Raw genomic sequence first — 17,525 nt, forward strand, 5'->3', positions numbered from 1 at the left:
CTCGCCGTCCGCTACACGGCTGCCCGCACCCTGGACACGGCTCCCGCCTTGAGCGTGGAGCCGGGCCCCGGCGAGGTGGTACTCGCCCCCGCCTACGTCGGTATCTGCGGCACCGACCTGCACATCTTCCACGGCGACATGGACACCCGCGTCACCACACCCGCCGTCCTGGGGCATGAGATGTCCGGCCGGATCCTCCGGGTCGGCCCCGACGTGGAAGGCTGGCAGGCCGGGGACGCGGTGACCGTGATGCCGCTGCGCTGGGACGACACCTGCCCCGCCTGCCGCGCCGGTCACCGACACGTCTGCCAGCACCTCGACTTCATCGGCATCGACTCCCCCGGCGCCATGCAGCAGCGCTGGACCGTCCCCGCCTCCACCCTCATCCGCCTCCCCGACGCCCTGCCCCTGGACCGCGCCGCGCTGGTCGAACCCACCGCCGTCGCCGTGCACGACATCGGACGGGCCGCCCTCCAGGACGGCGAGAAGGCCGTGGTGGTCGGCGGCGGACCCGTCGGTCTCCTCATCGCGCTGGTCGCGCGGGCCGCAGGCGCCGAGGTGCGCGTCGTGGAACTGAGCGCGCACCGGCGGGCACTCGCCGAGGAGCTGGGCCTGATCACCTGGGACCCGGCCGTCGAGGACGTGCCCGCACGGGTCGGTGAGTGGACCGGTGGTGCGGGGGCGGAGGTCGCCTTCGAGGTGTCCGGTGCCGCGGGCGGTGTGGACACCGCCGTCGAGGTGCTGGGCGTGCGCGGCCGGCTCTGCCTGGTCGCCATCCACCCCCGGCCCCGCGAGATCAACCTGCACCGCTTCTTCTGGCGCGAACTCACTCTCGTCGGGGCCCGGCTGTACGACCGCGCCGACTTCGAGAAGGCAGTGGCCCTGGTCGCGGACGGCACCATCCCCGCCGACCGGTTCATCAGCAAGGTCGTGCCCCTCACCGAAGCGCCGGCCGCCTTCGAAGCCCTGGAGGGCGGCGGAGACGTGATGAAGATCCTCGTCGACTGCACCACCACACACACCGATGCCGACGCCCAGGGAGCCACCGCATGACCTCCCCCTTCGACCTCACCGGGAAGCTCGCCGTGGTCACCGGCGCCCGCCGCGGTATCGGCCGGGCCATGGCCCGCGCCCTCGCCGAAGCCGGCGCCGACATCATCGGCGTCAGCGCCACCCTGGAAGACACCGGCAGCGACGTCGAAAAGGACGTCCTCGCCACAGGCCACACCTTCGAAGCCGTCCGCACCGACTTCGCCGACCCCGAGGCCGTACGCGCTCTCGGCGACCACCTCGCCACACGTGAACCCCCCGTCGACATCCTCGTCAACAACGCGGGCACCATCCGCCGCGCACCCGCCGCCCACCACCCCGACACCGACTGGGATCTGGTGCTCCAGGTCAACCTCAACGCCCAGTTCGCCCTCACCCGCGCCGTCGGCGCCACCATGGTCGCCCGCGGCCACGGAAAGATCATCTTCACCGCCTCCCTGCTCAGCTACCAGGGCGGCATCACCGTCCCCGGCTACACCGCCGCCAAACACGGCATCGCCGGACTCACCAAAGCCCTCGCCAACGAATGGGCACCGCACGGCGTCAACGTCAACGCCATCGCCCCCGGCTACATCGCCACCGACAACACCCAGGCCCTCCAGGACGACCCCGTCCGCAGCAAGGCGATCCTGGACCGCATCCCCGCCGGACGCTGGGGCACCGCCGACGACCTGGCCGGCGCCACCGTCTTCCTCGCCTCCGACGCCGCCGCCTACATCCACGGCACCACCCTGCCCGTCGACGGCGGATGGCTCGGCCGATGACCGGCGGCCCCGACTCCGTACCGGTCCCCGTCGACGTCCCCGTCCACGAGGAGGACGTCGTGCGCCGCCGGAGGGTCGCCCGCACGTCCGTCGAACTCACCGCCCTCGGGTTCGGCGCGGCGGTGATCGGCAACCTGTACCGCGCCACCTCGGCGGCCGACGCGTCGGCCGCCGTCGACGCGGCCTGGGACGCGGGCATCCGGTACTTCGACACCGCGCCGCACTACGGCCTCGGGCTCTCCGAACAGCGCCTCGGGGCGGCCCTGCGGCAGCGCCCTCGGGACGAGTACGTCGTCTCCTCCAAGGTGGGCCGGCTCCTCGTCCCCAACGAGCGTCCCCAAGGCGTCGACAGTGAGGGCTTCGTCGTCCCGGACGACCTGCGCCGGCAGTGGGACTTCAGCCGCGACGGCGTGCTCCGCTCCATCGAGGACTCCCTGCGCCGCACCGGCCTCGACCGGCTCGACATCGTCTATGTGCACGACCCCGACGACCACTGGCGGCAGGCCGCCGACGAGGCCCTGCCCGCTCTGGCGGAACTGCGCGCCCAAGGGGTCGTCGGAGCGATCGGCGCCGGCATGAACCAGTCGGCCATGCTCGCCCGCTTCCTGCGCGAGACCGCCGCCGACGTGGTCATGCTCGCCGGGCGCTACACCCTCCTCGACCAGTCGGCGCTGGACGACGTGCTGCCCGCCGCGCGGGAACAGGGCAAGAGCGTCGTCGCGGCCGGTGTCTTCAACTCCGGGCTGCTCTCGCGTCCACGGCCCGCCGAAGGCATGAAGTACGACTACCAGGACGCTCCCCGGGAGCTGGTCGCCCGCGCACGGGCGATCGCGGAGGTCTGCGAGGAGCACGGCACCAGCCTCCCCGGCGCCGCCATCGCCTTCCCGACCACCCATCCCAGCACCGTCAACGTCACGCTGGGCATGCGTGACCGCGCACAGGTGACGCAGAACGTGGCACTCCGGCGGAGCGCCGTACCCCGGGCGCTCTGGGACGACCTCCGTGACCGAGGGCTGATCAGGCAGGACGTCCCCACCACCGCCGACGGTGCCCCTTGATGCCGCAGGGGCGAGGACGCACGACGTCCGGTCGCCCTCCCCCGACCCGACCGATTACCCGGGCCCCTCCGCGCCCGTCGCCAGGGAAACCCGTACCGCTTCCGCCACCGAGGAAGCACTGAGGAAGCACTGAGGAAGTCGCCCCCGTCCACGAAATCGCACCGACCGCACCCCCGGAGCCGCCGCATGAACGCTTTCCCGACCGACCGATCCAGTAGGAGGGGCAGACGATGAAGCCCTTCCCCTCCACCGTCCGCAGACTCTCGGCCGTACTTGCCACGGCCCTCTGCGCGACGCCGCTGACCTCCCTCACCCTGTCGACCCCGGCCGCGGCCGCGGTCCAGGCCACCTACTACATCGCCCCCAACGGCAGCGACACCAACGCCGGGACGATCTCCGCGCCGTTCAAGACCCTGCGGCACGCGCGGGACGTCGTACGCACGGTCAACGACAACATGACCGGCGACATCAACGTCTTTCTGCGGGGCGGCAACTACCCCGTGAGCAGCACCATCGACTTCACGTCGGCCGACTCCGGGACGAACGGCCACCGTGTCGTGTACGCCGCGTACCAGAACGAGAAGCCGGTGCTGAACGGTGGCGTCCCGGTGACCGGCTGGACCCAGCACAGCGGAAACATCTGGAAGGCGTCGCTGGACCGCGACGACAAGCTCCGCGCGCTCTACGTCGACGGCAAGCGTGCCCAGATGGCCTCGAAGACGATCGACTCGGCCGGATGCCAAGGGTCCTACTCCGTGACGGCCGGCCAGGCCCCCTGGGCCTGGGAGTCGGGTTCGCATTGCGACGGGGCCAAGTACAGCCTCTCCGACCTGCCCGCCGTCGCCGCCAACCAGGACGATGTCGAGATCAAGTCGGCCACGACCTGGACCACGGCCATCGTGGGCGTCCGTCAGATCACCACGAGTTCGGACGGCGCCAACCGCGTGGCCCTGTTCCAGCAGCCGGGTGCGGCCATCGCCCAGGCACCGCCGTACGGCCCGTTCAAGGCCGGCGGCAGTCATACGTTCATGAACGCCTACGAGTTCCTGGACAAGCCGGGCGAGTTCTACTTCAACAAGACCACCCACACGGTGTACTACTACAAGTCCGGCTCCGAGGACATGACCACGGCGGAGGTCTTCGCGCCGAACAACGTGTCCACTCTCCTCAAGATCGCCGGCACGTCGAGGACCGACCACGCGCGGAACATCACGTTCTCCGGGCTCACGGTCGAGCACTCCGACTGGAACCTGGTCAATGTCGCGGGCTCCGTCTTCCGGCAGTCGACGCAGGGCAACACCATCTCGACCGTGTACGCGAAGAAGAACTTCCACGCGTACACCTACCGCAACGTCGACCTGCCGCCGGGCATCATCCAGATCGAGAACGCCGACGGCATCACCCTGAAGCGCAACACGGTGCAGCACACCGGCGCCGACGGAATCAACATGGTCAACGACGTGACCGACTCGCAGCTGATCGGCAACGTCACGAATGACATAGCCGGCTCCGCGATCACCGTGGGGCACCCCCAGCACGTGTACATCGGGGACTACACCTCGACCAACAACGAGAAGTACCCGGTGAACGTCGAGGGGCTCTGCAAGAACATCTCGATCACGAACAACTACCTCTACGACAGTGGGGCGTTGTTCGAGGCCTCCAGCCCGGTGTCGGCGTACTTCGTGGACTCCCTGTCCGTGGAGCACAACCGGATGGAGAAGTCCCCGTGGGCGGGCATCACCCTCGGCTGGGGCTGGTGGAACTTCGACGGTTCGACGAACTCCATCAATCCCGGGAACCCGACCAGCACGGCGAAGAACAACACCATCCGGTACAACGAGTTGGTCGACACGATGCAGACGCTCGGCGACTCCGCCCCCATCTACACCCTGGGAGAGCAGCCGGGAACCGAGATCAGCAACAACTACATCCAGGGCGTTCCGGCCGGCCACAAGTACGGCCTGCACCCCGATGAAGGCTCCGCCTTCATCAACTACCACGACAACGTGTTCGACGTGGACCCGGGCCTGGCGTACACCGTCAACTCCGGCACCTGGGGCCGGCAGCACGACCTGACCATCACCAACAACTACGGCACCCTCAACAAGATCGCCAACAGGAATGTCCCGAACAGCACGATCACGGACGTGAAGGGCTACGGGGACAACGTGTGGCCGTCGCAGGCGTACGGCATCGCCCTGAACGCGGGTCTGGAGGAGGCCTACAAGGACCTCCTCCCCGCCGCGGTCACGGCTGCGCAGGACTACGCGCTGCCCGCGAGCACGTTCGCCGGCACGGGCGTGATGACCATTCCGGTGCGCAGCCCCAAGGACGCGACCAAGACGCTCTGGCTGGCTCCCGCCGGTACGACGACCTTCGCCGCCGGTCCCACCATGACCAGCGCGAGCGGCACCGCGACGAGCATCCGCGTCCCGCAGACGGCGGGTGACTACCGGCTGTACGTCGTGAACGCCCAGGGCAGTGCGTCCGCCGCGTCGAAGGCCCTGGTGCGGCAGCGGTGGAACCACGTCGACGACAAGGCCGCGGGCGTGACCTACTCCGGGACCTGGTCGAACTGGAACGACTCGAAGGACGTGAACGGGTCCGAGAAGTTCACGAACACCGCGGGCAACTACGCCGAGTTCTCCTTCACCGGCACGGGCGTGCGGTACCTCAGCATGACGCAGCCGAACATGGGCAAGGTCGACGTCTACATCGACGGCACCCTGACCCAGGCGGGCATCGACGCCTACGCCTCGACGGTGACGAAGCAGGTGCCGCTGTTCGAGAAGACGAACCTGGCCGCGGGCCCGCACACGATCAAGGTGGTGTGCACCGGCACGAAGAACGCTTCCTCGTCCAACACCGTCTGCGCCCTGGACGCGTTCGCCTCCATCCAGTTCCCCGCGAAGAACGCCAACTACAAGATGGTCAACAAGGGCAGCAACAAGACCATCGACGTGTCAGGCGGATCGCTGACCGCCGGAGCCAACGTCATCCAGTGGAACGACACCGGAGCCGGGAACCAGAACTGGCGCTTCGCCCCGGTGGGTGACGGCAGTTACGAGATCGTCAGCCGGAACAGTGGCCTGCTCATGGACGTCAGCGGTGCTTCCACCGCGGACGGTGCGACCGTCATCCAGTCGGCCGACACCAACGCCGCGAACCAGCGCTGGACACTGGTCGCCGACGGAAACGGCTACTACAAGATCAAGAACGTGAACAGCGGCAAGCTGCTCTCGGTGCCCAACACGACGGCGGGCACGCAGCTCGCGCAGACGACGGACACGGGCGCCGACAGCCAGCTGTGGCGGGCGGTGAACGTGGACTGACCCTTCAGCCACCGCGACCCGCGGCGACGGTGCCGGCCGCACGAGCCGGCACCGTCGCCTTCAGCCGGTGGTGGACGCCGTCGCCGTGACCGTCCAGGTCGCCACGCCCCACAGGGAGAGCGCGGCCATGAGGCCCACCGCGAGGCGCACGGTCTCATCGGGGCCGTCGGCGAGCCAGAGGGTCGTGCCCGCGGCACCGGAGGCGATCAACAGGGCGGCCGGTACGCGCAGTCGGGGCTGCTCGAACACCACCGCCAACGGCAGGAAGTGCAGCCCGACCACCACCGCGACCAGCGGCGGAATGAGCACCGGCACGTCGAGGGAGCGGCACAGCGCGGCGATGGCGATGATCAGCAGCCACTGGAGGCCGTTGATCTGGTTGAACCTCCGGCGCCGGTCGGCCGGGAACGGCCCCCCTGCCGAAGCGGGGAGGAAGCGGCGCGCGGCCAGCATGAGGCCCACCGTGACGACACCCCCGACGCCGATCAGAACCAGCCGCGTCCCCCCGCCCCACGGGCTCGTGCCCAGCAGCCACCAGCCGAGCCCGAACAACGCGAGAAACCCCACCCCTGACTTGAACATGACCACGACCTTAGGTGGAAGCGCTGCCCGCCACCCCCGACTTTCCCGCTCGGCGCCCAGCAACAGAAGGACGCCCGGCGTCTCAGTCGGCCGCCACGAAGAGTTTCCGCAGCGGGGAGCGCACCTCCCACTCGGTGCGCTCCCCCGCGCGCAGACGTACGACGACACCGGGGGTGAGGTCGACGCTCTCCCCGGTCTCGAAGCGCACGGTCGCGTCTCCCTCCAGGACGACGAAGATCTCGTCGACCTCGACGTCACGCACCGTTCCGACCGTGAGGGCCCACACGCCGAATTCCGTGCCGCCTAGGTCCCCGAGCGTTCGCGCGGCAGCGACCGGGCGTCCCGCGAGGACGTCCTCCTCCTTCAGCGGCAGGGGGTCGAGCTCCACCTCGTGCGCGTTCACACAGCGTTCCATCGGGGCACCCTCCTCGGGTTCGCGGTCTGTCGGCCCCAGTCGATCACGACCGCCCCCGGGTCACGACAGCGAGCCCGGCGGCCGGGGGATCCTGAGGGACCCCCGGCCGCCGAGTTGCGGTTCAGTCGTCAGCGGCCCTCAGGAGGGGGTGACGGCATCGTGCGTGTGGTTGCGGCGCAGGCGGGCGCGGAGCAGGGCGACGCCCACGACGCCCACCGCCACCAGGGTGGACAGGACCACCTGGTCGCGACCGCCGCCGTCGGCGGTGTCGGTGAGCATGTAGCACAGCACGAACGTGATCATCGCGATGGTGGCCCAGGTCAGGTACGGGTAGAGCCACATCCTGACGACCAGCTTGTCCGGCGTCTCCCGCTGGATGATCCTGCGCATCCGCAGCTGGGAGAAGCAGATCACCAGCCAGACGAACAGGGCGATCGCACCGGAGGAGTTGAGCAGGAACTGGAAGACCGTGTCCGGCCACAGGTAGTTGAAGGCGACCGCGACGAAGCCGAAGACCACCGAGGCCAGGATGGCGGTCCGCGGCACCCCTCGGCCGGTGGTGCGGGCGAACGGGGCTGGCGCGTCACCGCGGCGGCCGAGCGAGAACGCCATCCGGGACGCCGTGTACAGGCCGGAGTTGAGGCAGGACAGCACCGAGGTCAGCACGATGGCGTTCATGATCTGGCCGGCGTGCGGGATGCCGATGGAGTCGAGGGCGGCCACGTAGGAGCCGTCCTTGAGGATCGCCGGGTCGTCCCAGCGCAGCAGCGACACCACGACCAGGATGGAGCCCAGGTAGAACACCGCGATCCGCCAGATCACGCTGTTGGTGGCCTTGGTGACCGCGGCCCGGGGGTTCTCGGTCTCACCGGCGGCCAGGGTGACGATCTCGCTGCCCATGAAGGAGAAGACGACCATCAGGATGCCCGTGAGGATCGCCCCTGGTCCGTGGGGCAGGAACCCGCCGTGCCCGGTGAGGTTGGACAGGCCCGTCGCCGGGTGGTCCGAGCCGGGCAGCAGACCGAAGACGGCGAGCCCGCCGACCACGATGAACGCGGCGATGGCGACGACCTTGATCCCGGCGAACCAGAACTCGAACTCCCCGTAGGAGCCGACCGAGCCGAGGTTGGTCGCGGTGAGCACGACCATGACGATCAACGCCCAGCCCCACTGCGGGACGCCGGGGATCCAGCCGGTGAGGATCTTGGCGCCGGCGGTCGCCTCCACGGCGAGCACCACGACCCAGAAGAACCAGTACAGCCAGCCGATGGTGAAGCCGGCCCAGCGGCCGAGCGCCCGGTCGGCGTAGGCGGAGAACGAGCCGGAGGTGGGGTTGGCCGCGGCCATCTCGCCGAGCATCCGCATCACGAGGACGACGAGGGCACCGACGAGGGCGTACGAGATCAGGATTCCGGGGCCCGCTGCGGCGATGCCCGAGCCGGAGCCGACGAACAGGCCGGCGCCGATGACACCGCCGATCGCGATCATCGACAGATGGCGGTCCTTGAGCCCGGCCCGCAGGCCGGATCCTTCCGGGGCGCTGTCCGTGGCGGGTGCCTGATCGAGGGTGGGGACAGGGGGACGTGTGGTCATCTCGACATCCAGAGGCAGATGGGGACGAGGGAGGGTTCCGGCGGGATCGGTCGGGGTCGCCGCATGGATTCCGCGGGGCGGGCGTGGGAGGTACCGGGTACGGGACGGGTGGCGATCACGGTCGTGGGGAGGGCATGGTGGACCGCAGCCCTGGACCCGGTGGCTGCCGGACCGGTCGTGCCGGTGGCGGTCAGGAAAATAGTTCAGCACGATCTAAAAAAACAAGGGGTCCTGTCGCCGGACGGCAGGCATCCGCACACCCTTCTCCGGGCGCGCCTCGCCCTCGCACGGCCACCCGCCCGCACCGCGGAGGGGCCCCGACGACACCCCTCCGGGGCCCGAATTCCCTGCTCAGGGGCGTGATGACGCCACCGTCGACCCGGCCGCCGCACTCCGCCCCGCAGGCAACCACGGGCAGGTCTTGTTTAACTGTTCACCTTGCTCTAATTTTTTCTGCATCGCGGTCCGCCACCGTGCCCTCCTCTCCCGACGTCCCTCGCCCAGGGAGCCCCGATGCACCGCACCACCACCCCGTCGCGGGAACCGCCCGCGCCCTGGGGTACCAGGTCCCGCGCCGGACCCCGGCCGCGATCAGCGGGCCGTTAGGGTGGCGCCGTGGTGAACGCAGCGGGCAAGTTCGGGCCCTACAACCAGCCGGGACCCGCTCCTACGACCTCGGCCATCGGTGTGGGGCAGGCCCGCGTGCTGCCCCTCGGCGGTCAGAGCGGATCCGATCTCGTCCGCTCACGGATCGCGCTGCGGATCCGCCTGCGCGTGGTGCGGCCCGGTGACCGGCTGCCGGACGCCGGTGTCCTCGCCGAGGAGCTGGGGATCAGTGAGATCACCGTGCGCCGGGCGCTGGAGGGCATGTGCCAGGACGGTCTGCTCGACCGCAGGCGCGGCCGTGCGGGCGGAACCTTCGTCGCGCAGGGCTGGGACACCGTCGTCGCCCTGACGCACGACACCGAGGAGGCGGCCTCGCTGGACGCCTTCCATCTGCTGCTGGAGTGCGGCCTCGTGGCGCACGGCGCGGGAGAGGTGCCGACCGAGCGGCTGGACGGACTGCGCGCCCTGGTCGAGGACATGGAACGGACGGAGGACCCGGCGCACCTCGCCGAGTTGGAGACCCGCTTCCATCTGGACCTCGCGGAGGTGCTCGGCGGTCCCGGGATCCGCGAGTTCGCCGCCGACCTGCTCGGCCGCCTGTGTCTGCTGCTGCCCGCGCCGCGGCCGGAGACGGTACGGGAGCGGAACGGCTGTCACGCCGAACTCCTCACCGAACTGGAGCGAGGCGGGACCGATCGGGCCGTGCGGGCGGTGAAGGCGCACCAGCGTTCCCGGCACGGCTGACACCCGCTCCTGTCGGCGGCCGCCGTGTACCCGCCCGACAGCCCCGTCGTCGACATCCCGCGCACCCATCACGCCACACCACCGCACGAGGAGTTGCCGTCATGCCCCACCCCGGAGCCGGTCCGCTGTCCCCGCCGGGTCCCGCCGACGGCGCGCCCCAGCGGTTGCGCGGCGGTGTCCTCGGCATGGCGGACATCGCCGCCGCCACCATGGCCAACGTCGGTCCGGCCATGAGCTTCTTCTTCGGTTTCGCCTTCCTCGCCACCACCGCGGGCGTCGCGTCGCCGCTGACCATCGCGGCGGCGGGCATCGCCGTCGCGCTCCTCGGCAACACGCTGGCGGAGTTCTCCAGGGCGCACCCGTCGGCGGGCAGCTTCATCACCTTCGTCGGCCGGACGTTCGGGCCGGTCAGCGCGGTGACCACGGCGCTGTTGGCGGCGGTGGGCTACATCATCGCGATGGCCGGCGTCGTCTCGATCTCCGGCGGGTTCGTACAGATCACTCTGCACCACTACACCGGCGTGGACCTGCCGTGGATCATCTGGACGCTGCTGCTCACCGGACTGGCGGTGGTGCTGATGCTGCGCGGCGTGGTGGTCTCCACGAAGTGGGCCGGCTACTTCTTCGGCGCCGAGATGCTGGTGCTGGTCGTGGTCTCGGTGGCGGCGCTGGTGGAGCACCGGGGCGCGCTGTCCTTCGACCCGTTCCTGCCCAGCCACATCAGCGACGGTTTCAAGGGGCTGGCGGCCGGCTTCCCGCTCGCGGTGTACCTGTTCATCGGCTGGGAGAACTCGGCGGCGCTCGCCGAGGAGACGGAGAACCCGCGGCGCAACGTCGGCCGCGCGGTGTTCTCCTCCGTCGCCATCATGACGGTGAGCTACATCCTCTTCGCCTACGCGACAGTGACCGGCTTCGGCTACGACGTGACCGCGCTCGGGGAATCCCGGATCCCCTTCATCGAGGTGGCCCACGACACCCTCGGCGTACTGGCGTTCCTCGCCTACCTCGGCGGTCTGACCTCCACCCTCGGCGTGCTGATCGCGGGCATCAACTCCCAGGCACGCCTCGTGTTCAACGCCGGACGGGAGGGACTGCTGCCGGCCTTCTTCGGCTATGTGCACCCCACCCGACGCACCCCGAACAACGCGATCGTCACCTTCACCGCCGTCGCGCTGCTGATCATCGGCGGCTGGGGCCTCGGCCATCTGCTGGGGCCGGGCGGCGGCCCCATGAACCCGGTGGTGTTCTTCACCGAGTCCTCGACGCTCGGCGCCATCCTGATCCTGCTGGTGTATCTGGCGTCCAACATCGCGCTGCCGCTGTACTACCGCAGATACCGCCCGCAGGAGTTCCGGGTGGTACGGCACCTCCTGCTGCCCGCGGTCGGCACGGTGGCCATCCTGGTCCCGCTCTACTACCTCGCCAAGCCCGGCCAGCCCGCACCGTACAACTGGTTCCCCTACGCGGCGATCGCCACGCTGCTCGCCGCCGTCGGCTACGCGACCCTCCTGGTCCGCCGCGACCCGACCCTCGCCGAACGCGTCGGATCGATCGTCGCCGACGCGGACTGAACGGCTCTCGTTTCGAACCAGATCGAAAGGTGTCGCCCTTTGCGTCGAGTCGAGCGCACGCTGAACCGCATCGAGGTCGCATCAGACCAGGGGGAACATATGCGCGTCCTCAAGCGTGCGCTGGCGGTGTCGGCCGCCGCAGCGGCATTGATCACCGGATCGCTCACCTCGGCGACGGCGGCACCGGCTCGGTCCGACACGACCGATGCGGCGTTGCTCGCCGATGTCTACCATCTCGTCAACCGCGGCACGGGGCGCTGTCTCGACGCCTTCGCCTCCGGCGGAGGTCACAACAACAACGCCGTGGGGCTCTGGGAATGCAACGACGGCAGCAGCGAGCAGTGGCGGCTCGTCCCCTCGGGCAACTCCGGCTTTCCCTGGGCCCTCAAGAACGCGAACGGCGGACGTTGCCTGGACTACCCCGCCGAGTCGGAGGGCCGCGTCGGCTGGCAGTTCAAGCTGTGGGACTGCAACCGTTCGGCGTCGCAGAATCTCAAGCTGGTGCCCTACGGCGACTTCTACAAGATCTACGTGCAGCGCAACGGGAACGCGCCGATGGACGCCTACGCCAGCAGCGGCGGCTTCAACGGAAACCCGGTCGGCATCTGGAACGAGACGGGCAGCCCCCTACAGCACTGGACGTTGCAGCTGTACTGAGCTTCGAGAAGCCTCGGTCTCACACCACCCCCGCCGGTGTTCGCAGGAGTGCGCGGGTCGCCTCGTGGGTCGGGGCGGTGAAGACCGTTGCCGTGGGGCCGGATTCCACGCCGCGGCCCGCGTCGAGGACGGTGACCGTGTCGGTGCGGTCGGCGATCAGCGGGAGATCGTGGCTGATGAGGACGAGGGCCGTGCCACGTTCCTCCCGCAGCCGGACCAGCAGGTCCATGATCGACTGGGCGGTGGCGGTGTCCAGTGCCGAGGTCACCTCGTCGCAGATCAGCACGTCCGGGTCGGCCGCCAGGGCCCGCGCGATGGCCACGCGCTGACGCTGTCCGCCGGACAGTTCATGGGGGTAGCGCGAGGTGAACTCGGCGGGCAGACCCACCTGTTCGAGCAGTTCCGCCACCCGGACCGGCGCCGCGCCGGACGCGCACCGCCGGTGCAGCCGCAGCGGCCTGCCGAGCGCGGCGCCGACCGTACGGCTGGGGTTCAGCGCGCCGAGCGGGTTCTGCGTGACCAACTGGACGCGGCGGCGCTGTTCGCGGCTGCGCCCGCGCAGGCCCGTGCTCAGCGGCGCCCCGTCGAGACGGATCGTGCCGGCGGTGATCGGCTGCAACCCGACCACGGCGCGGACGAGCGTGGTCTTGCCGGAGCCTGAGGCGCCGACGATGCCGGTCGCCGCCCCGGGAGCGACGGACAGAGAGACACCGTCCAGCGCCGGGACGTCCGAACGCCTGCCGAACACCACGCACAGACCGCGCACGTCCAGTACGGGGACGTCCGCCGATCCGGTCCCGGATCCCCGGTGCCGCGTCCGGCCCTCGACCGGGCCCTGCTCCGCGGCCCCGGCCCGGACCTCCTTCCGGTCGCCCGGCGAACGCCCGACCGAGGACCCGATCGAGTCCCCCGCCCGGTCCTCCCGCGAACACCCGGCCGAGGACCTGACCGAGCCCACCGCCCGGTGCGCCACTCGACCCTCCGCCGGATCCCCCGCGCGGTTCCCCACCCGGTCCTCGCCCGGCCCCTCCGGCGGACGTCCCGACACACCACTCCGCCGGGACGTACCGGGCGCGGGCGTCCCCGCCCGGAGTTCCACCACCTCGTCCGCGATGCGTTCCACCAGTTCGGGGTCGTGGCAGGAGAGCGCCACCGCCAGGTCGTGTTCGCCGGCGAGGTGGCGCAGCAGGTCGCCGATGTCGTCGCGGAGTTCGGGGTGGAGGCCCGCCGTCGGCTCGTCGAGGAGGAGGAGCCGGGGGCGGCGGGCCAGGGCGCGGGCGAGGGCCACCCGGCGTTGCTGTCCGCCGGACAGGGCAGCCGGGCGCCGGGTGACGAGGGTGCCGTCGTCGGGGAGCCGTACCTCTTCGAGGAGGGCTCGCACCGCCTCCGGGGTCCGGTCGTCGCTGAGTTCGCGCAGGAGGGAGCGGACCCGCATCCGGGGGTTGAGGCCCGAGCCGGGGTCCTGGCCGACGAAGGCGAGCCGCTCGCGGCGCAGGGTGCGCAGGTCCCTTTCGGAGAGGGTGAACACGTCGTGGCCGAGGACCTCGACGTGTCCGGAGGTGCGCTCGGTGCCGGGGGGCAGGAGTCCGGTGAGGGCGCGCAGGAGCGTGGTCTTGCCCGAGCCGGAGGGGCCGGTCAGAGCCGTCAGCCGGCCCGGGCGGAGGGTGAGCCGGGCGTCCTGGAGGAGGATCCGCCCGTCGTGGGCGGTGACGGTGAGGTCGGTGATCCGGGCCGCGGGGGTGGCGGCGGGCGCGGGAGGGCCGTCCTCCCGGTACCGGTCGGGTGTGTGGCTCACAGGACGGTCACCGCCTTCCGGCCGGACTGGGGTGCGAGGGCCGCCGCCGCGAGGTTGACGCAGAGGGCGAGCAGGCCGATGGCGAGGCTGGGTGCGACCACGGACCAGGGGTTGAGGAGGATGCCGGGGGAGTTCTCACGGATCATCAACGCCCAGTCGGCGGCGGGGGGTTGGGGCCCGACCTGGAGGAATCCGGCGGTGGCGACCAGGTAGACGGCGGCGACGAAACGCAGGCCGAAGAGGGCGAGCAGGGTGGCGCGCAGGTTGGGCAGAACCTCCCGCAGTACGAGGTGCCACAGCCGTTCGCCGCCCGCCGCAGCGGCCTCGACGTAGCCGGAGGCGGCCACCGGGGCGGCGGCTCCGGCGGCGAGCCGTACCGCGTACGGCACGCCGAGGACGACGGCGGCGGCGATCACGGCGAGCCGTCCGCCGTCGGGCCAGGACAGGGTGACGAGGAGGATGCCGAGCACCGCCGGCAGCAGCATCAGCACGTCGGCGATCCGTTCCACCAGGCGTCCGACGCGCGGGCGCAGCGCGCCGATCGCGCCGAGGACCGCGGCGCCACCGGTGACCAGGGCGGCGACGAGCAGCGAGGAGAGCACCAGGTCGCGCCCGCCGGCGAGCAGTCGGCTCAGCACGTCCCGGCCCAGTTGGTCACCGCCGAGCAGGGCGTCGCCGCCGGGTTCCGCGTACGGGGCGGCGACGGGGGCGTCGATGGGATGGGGGGCGAGCCAGGGCCCGGCGAGGGCGAGGGCGAGCAGCAGCAGGGCGGGCAGCACGCGGAGGGCGACGGCGCGGGGGCTCATCGGCGTCCTCCCGCCGTCATGTCCCGGACGAGGTCGGCGAGCAGCAGGACGCCGGTGATGACCGCGCCCGACAGAGCCGTCACGCCGGCGATGACGGGGCTGTCGCGGTCGGTCACGGCGGAGGCCAGGACCGACCCGATGCCGGGGTGGTTGAAGATGGTTTCGACCACGACCGCGCCGCCGAGGAGCATGCCGGTGGAGGTGGCGAGGCCGGCGGTGATGGTGGGCAGGGCGCCGGGCAGGACGTGGTGGGTGAGGACGCGGTGCGGGGGCAGGCCGTCGAGGACGGCGGTCTCCACATGGGGGGCGCGGGCCTCGTCGGCGAGGGCGGCGCGCACGATGCGTACGTTCCAGCCGGCCTGTGGGACGGTCAGGGCGAGCACGGGCAGGATCAGCATGGTCCAGTCGGCGGGGGTTCCGTCGGCGTCGGTGAGGGTGACCGCGGGCAGCCGGCCCGTCCACAGCGAGAGCAGCAGGACGAGGGCGACGGCGACCACGAACTCGGGCAGGGCGAGGACCGCGGTGGCGGTGCCGGAGACGGCGCGGTCGACGCGTCCACCGGGCCGCAGCGCGGCCCAGCAGCCGAGGGCGAGGGAGAGGACGGCGGTCAGCAGCAGGGCGAGGCCGCCGAGCACGAGGGTGTTGGGGAACGCCGAGGACAGCAGGTCGCTCACCTTCTCGCCGCGCGCCGACACCCCGAGGTCGCCGGTGGGCAGGCCGCTCATCCAGTCCCAGAAGCGTTCGAGGACGGGCCGGTCGAGGCCGAGGAGTCTGCGTCGGGCCTCGGTGTCGGCGGCGCTCTCCCCGCGTTCGGAGGTGGCGTCGGCGGCGTCGCCCGGCAGCAGTTCGACGGTGACGAAGACCAGCGCGAGGAGTACCGCGAGGAGCGCCGCCCGTTTCAGGACGACGAGAGCGACCCGGGCGGCGAGCAGGGCGAGGGAAGCACGCGATCGCCGGGCCTTCTCCACCTCGGGAGAGGGCCCGGCGGGTGCGGCCGTGTCAGCGGTCAACGGGCCAGCCATGCCCGCTCGAGCTGGACCCGGCCGTAACCGGGCAGCGTGGGCAGCCCGTTGACCTTGGATCCGGCGAGGTCGATGCCGTCGGCCATGCCCCACAGGACGTAGCCGGAGCTGTCGTGCTCGATCCGCTGGAGCTGCTTCAGCAGTGCGGTGCGCTCGCTCGCGTCGGCGGTGCCGATGGCCTTCTGGTACGCCGTGTCGAACTCCTCGTCCTTCCAGCCGGCCTCGTTGGTGCCGCTGTCGGAGACCATGGTCTTGCTGGCGAAGAAGACCACCGAGTCGTTGGTGCCCCAGTAGGTGGTGTAGAGGTCGCCCTTGAGCCAGGTCTTGTCCCAGAAGGTGGCGGACTCCTGCTTGACGACCTTCACCTTCACGCCGGCCTCGCGGACCTGGGTGGCGAAGAGGGTGGCCGACTCGGCGAGGCCGGCGATGTCCTCGGTGGTGTACAGCTCGTACGTCTTCGACGTGTCGAACTTGGCCTCCTTCAGCAGCTGCTTGGCCTTGGCGAGGTCGCGGGTGCGCTGCGGGATGCTCTTGTCGTAGGCCGGGTCGCCGGTGCCGAGGACGTCGTTGGCGACGGTGCCGTAGCCGGACAGGACCTGCTTGACCATGGCCTCGCGGTCGACGGCCAGGCGCAGCGCCTCGCGGACCTTCGCGTCGGCGAACGGGCCGTCGGCGGTGCGCAGGACGATGGGCATCGCCATGTCGTTGGGGCGGCGGACGGTCTTGATGTCCTTGCGGCTCTCGGCCGTGCGGGCCGCGACGGCGCCGACGTTGGAGGCGAGGTCGATCTGGCCGGCCAGCAGGGCGCTCGCCATCGCCTGGGGGCTCTCGAAGATCTTGACCTCGATGGCGTCGAGGTGGACGTCGCCGCCGTACCAGTCGTCGTTGCGGACGAGGCGGGCGTTGCCGCCGCGGAACCAGTCGAGCTTGAAGGGGCCGGTACCGGGGGCCTTGGCGATGTTCTTGTCGGTGGTGCCCTTGGGGACGACGAAGGTGGTGAGGCGGACCAGCAGGGGCAGTTCGGCGTTGGCGTAGTCGGAGACGATCACGACGGTGTCGGTGCCGTCGGCGGAGATGTTCTTCGCCTGGATGCCGGGCAGCCGGGAGGCACCGGCGGGGGTGGCGCGCAGGCGCTTGAGCGAGAAGACGACGTCGTCGGCGGTGACGGGGGAGCCGTCGTGGAACTTCGCGCCCTTGGCGATCGTGAACCGCCAGGTCTTCAGGTCGTCCGAGGCCTTCCAGCTCGCGGCGAGGCGGGGCTCGGTGTTGGGCTTGGTGCCGGGGACGGTCAGGGTGTCGTAGATCAGGCTGAGGATGAGGTAGTCGCTCTCGTTGGCCTGGCTGCCGTGGGGGTCCCGGGTGATGGCGCCGGCCCTGCCGAGGGCGCCGACCCGCAGGGTGCCGCCCTTGACGGGTTCGGCCGAGCCGCCGCCGGCGGCCGCGTTCGGCTCCTCGTCGCCGCCCCCACCGCAAGCGGTGAGCAGGGCGCCCGCGCCGATGGCGCCGCCGAGCCAGAGCATGTGACGT

General features: G+C 70.9%; 14 protein-coding genes. 7 read left to right on the plus strand and 7 right to left on the minus strand.

Annotation, left to right across the window (positions count from 1 at the left end; translation table 11 throughout):
• The 4 genes from M8J73_RS37950 to M8J73_RS45660 form a co-directional block, all read left to right on the plus strand.
• On the plus strand, positions 1-1,053 hold a 1,053-nt coding region (locus M8J73_RS37950), incomplete at its 5' end, for a zinc-dependent alcohol dehydrogenase (RefSeq protein WP_249829644.1).
• Positions 1,050-1,814 carry an SDR family oxidoreductase gene (locus tag M8J73_RS37955; RefSeq protein WP_249829645.1) on the plus strand — a complete coding sequence of 255 codons (765 nt, stop codon included), beginning with the start codon at positions 1,050-1,052 and terminating at the stop codon, positions 1,812-1,814. The genes M8J73_RS37950 and M8J73_RS37955, both read left to right, overlap by 4 nt.
• The gene (locus tag M8J73_RS37960) at positions 1,811-2,872 is read left to right on the plus strand and encodes an aldo/keto reductase (protein WP_079055189.1); all 1,062 of its coding nucleotides are present in this window, start codon (positions 1,811-1,813) and stop codon (positions 2,870-2,872) included. The genes M8J73_RS37955 and M8J73_RS37960 overlap by 4 nt, the downstream gene beginning before the upstream one ends.
• Before the next feature lie 230 nt (positions 2,873-3,102).
• On the plus strand, positions 3,103-6,207 hold the full coding sequence (locus M8J73_RS45660) for an RICIN domain-containing protein (protein ID WP_055542180.1): 3,105 nt from the start codon (positions 3,103-3,105) through the stop codon (positions 6,205-6,207).
• Positions 6,208-6,267: 60 nt separating this feature from the next.
• Here M8J73_RS45660 and M8J73_RS37970 read toward each other — a convergent pair whose 3' ends face one another.
• From M8J73_RS37970 to M8J73_RS37980, 3 genes are all read right to left on the minus strand, one after another.
• The gene (locus tag M8J73_RS37970; protein WP_055542181.1) at positions 6,268-6,789 is read right to left on the minus strand and encodes a hypothetical protein; all 522 of its coding nucleotides are present in this window, start codon (positions 6,787-6,789) and stop codon (positions 6,268-6,270) included.
• An 82-nt stretch (positions 6,790-6,871) separates the two neighbouring features.
• Entirely contained in the window at positions 6,872-7,204 is a 333-nt protein-coding gene (locus M8J73_RS37975) for a cupin domain-containing protein (protein WP_055542182.1), read from the minus strand.
• Between the two features lie 138 nt (positions 7,205-7,342).
• Positions 7,343-8,797 (minus strand): amino acid permease, encoded by a 1,455-nt coding sequence (locus M8J73_RS37980; RefSeq protein WP_249829646.1) that lies wholly within the window; start codon positions 8,795-8,797, stop codon positions 7,343-7,345.
• 615 nt (positions 8,798-9,412) lie between these two features.
• Between M8J73_RS37980 and M8J73_RS37985 the strand changes: the two genes are divergently transcribed.
• From M8J73_RS37985 to M8J73_RS37995, 3 genes are all read left to right on the plus strand, one after another.
• Positions 9,413-10,147 carry a FadR/GntR family transcriptional regulator gene (locus M8J73_RS37985; protein WP_055541253.1) on the plus strand — a complete coding sequence of 245 codons (735 nt, stop codon included), beginning with the start codon at positions 9,413-9,415 and terminating at the stop codon, positions 10,145-10,147.
• A gap of 101 nt (positions 10,148-10,248) precedes the next feature.
• The gene (locus tag M8J73_RS37990; protein ID WP_055541254.1) at positions 10,249-11,718 is read left to right on the plus strand and encodes an APC family permease; all 1,470 of its coding nucleotides are present in this window, start codon (positions 10,249-10,251) and stop codon (positions 11,716-11,718) included.
• Positions 11,719-11,757: 39 nt separating this feature from the next.
• Entirely contained in the window at positions 11,758-12,375 is a 618-nt protein-coding gene (locus tag M8J73_RS37995) for an RICIN domain-containing protein (protein WP_157873272.1), read from the plus strand.
• Positions 12,376-12,394: 19 nt separating this feature from the next.
• Here the strand turns inward: M8J73_RS37995 and M8J73_RS38000 are convergent, their stop codons facing one another.
• Genes M8J73_RS38000 through M8J73_RS38015 form a run of 4 tightly spaced genes read right to left on the minus strand, consistent with a single transcriptional unit; the run spans position 12,395 to position 17,518 of the window.
• Positions 12,395-14,170, minus strand: coding sequence for an ABC transporter ATP-binding protein (locus M8J73_RS38000; RefSeq protein WP_249829647.1), 1,776 nt, complete (start codon positions 14,168-14,170; stop codon positions 12,395-12,397).
• Entirely contained in the window at positions 14,167-14,976 is an 810-nt protein-coding gene (locus tag M8J73_RS38005) for an ABC transporter permease (RefSeq protein WP_249829648.1), read from the minus strand. The genes M8J73_RS38000 and M8J73_RS38005 overlap by 4 nt, the downstream gene beginning before the upstream one ends.
• Entirely contained in the window at positions 14,973-15,998 is a 1,026-nt protein-coding gene (locus tag M8J73_RS38010; RefSeq protein ID WP_372504084.1) for an ABC transporter permease, read from the minus strand. Before M8J73_RS38010 ends, M8J73_RS38005 begins: the two co-directional genes overlap by 4 nt.
• On the minus strand, positions 15,983-17,518 hold the full coding sequence (locus tag M8J73_RS38015) for an ABC transporter substrate-binding protein (protein WP_055541219.1): 1,536 nt from the start codon (positions 17,516-17,518) through the stop codon (positions 15,983-15,985). The genes M8J73_RS38010 and M8J73_RS38015 overlap by 16 nt, the downstream gene beginning before the upstream one ends.
• Between the last annotated feature and the right edge of the window lie 7 nt (positions 17,519-17,525).

This window comes from Streptomyces neyagawaensis (assembly GCF_023516595.1).
Lineage (GTDB): Bacteria > Actinomycetota > Actinomycetes > Streptomycetales > Streptomycetaceae > Streptomyces > Streptomyces neyagawaensis.

Coding starts and splice junctions, on each gene's coding strand:
- M8J73_RS37975 (WP_055542182.1), bottom strand. CDS start 7,204: ATGGAACGCTGTGTGAACGCGCACGAGGTGGAGCTCGACCCCCTGCCG.
- M8J73_RS37960 (WP_079055189.1), top strand. CDS start 1,811: ATGACCGGCGGCCCCGACTCCGTACCGGTCCCCGTCGACGTCCCCGTC.
- M8J73_RS45660 (WP_055542180.1), top strand. CDS start 3,103: ATGAAGCCCTTCCCCTCCACCGTCCGCAGACTCTCGGCCGTACTTGCC.
- M8J73_RS38005 (WP_249829648.1), bottom strand. CDS start 14,976: ATGAGCCCCCGCGCCGTCGCCCTCCGCGTGCTGCCCGCCCTGCTGCTG.
- M8J73_RS37990 (WP_055541254.1), top strand. CDS start 10,249: ATGCCCCACCCCGGAGCCGGTCCGCTGTCCCCGCCGGGTCCCGCCGAC.
- M8J73_RS37970 (WP_055542181.1), bottom strand. CDS start 6,789: ATGTTCAAGTCAGGGGTGGGGTTTCTCGCGTTGTTCGGGCTCGGCTGG.
- M8J73_RS37980 (WP_249829646.1), bottom strand. CDS start 8,797: ATGACCACACGTCCCCCTGTCCCCACCCTCGATCAGGCACCCGCCACG.
- M8J73_RS38015 (WP_055541219.1), bottom strand. CDS start 17,518: ATGCTCTGGCTCGGCGGCGCCATCGGCGCGGGCGCCCTGCTCACCGCT.
- M8J73_RS38010 (WP_372504084.1), bottom strand. CDS start 15,998: ATGGCTGGCCCGTTGACCGCTGACACGGCCGCACCCGCCGGGCCCTCT.
- M8J73_RS37955 (WP_249829645.1), top strand. CDS start 1,050: ATGACCTCCCCCTTCGACCTCACCGGGAAGCTCGCCGTGGTCACCGGC.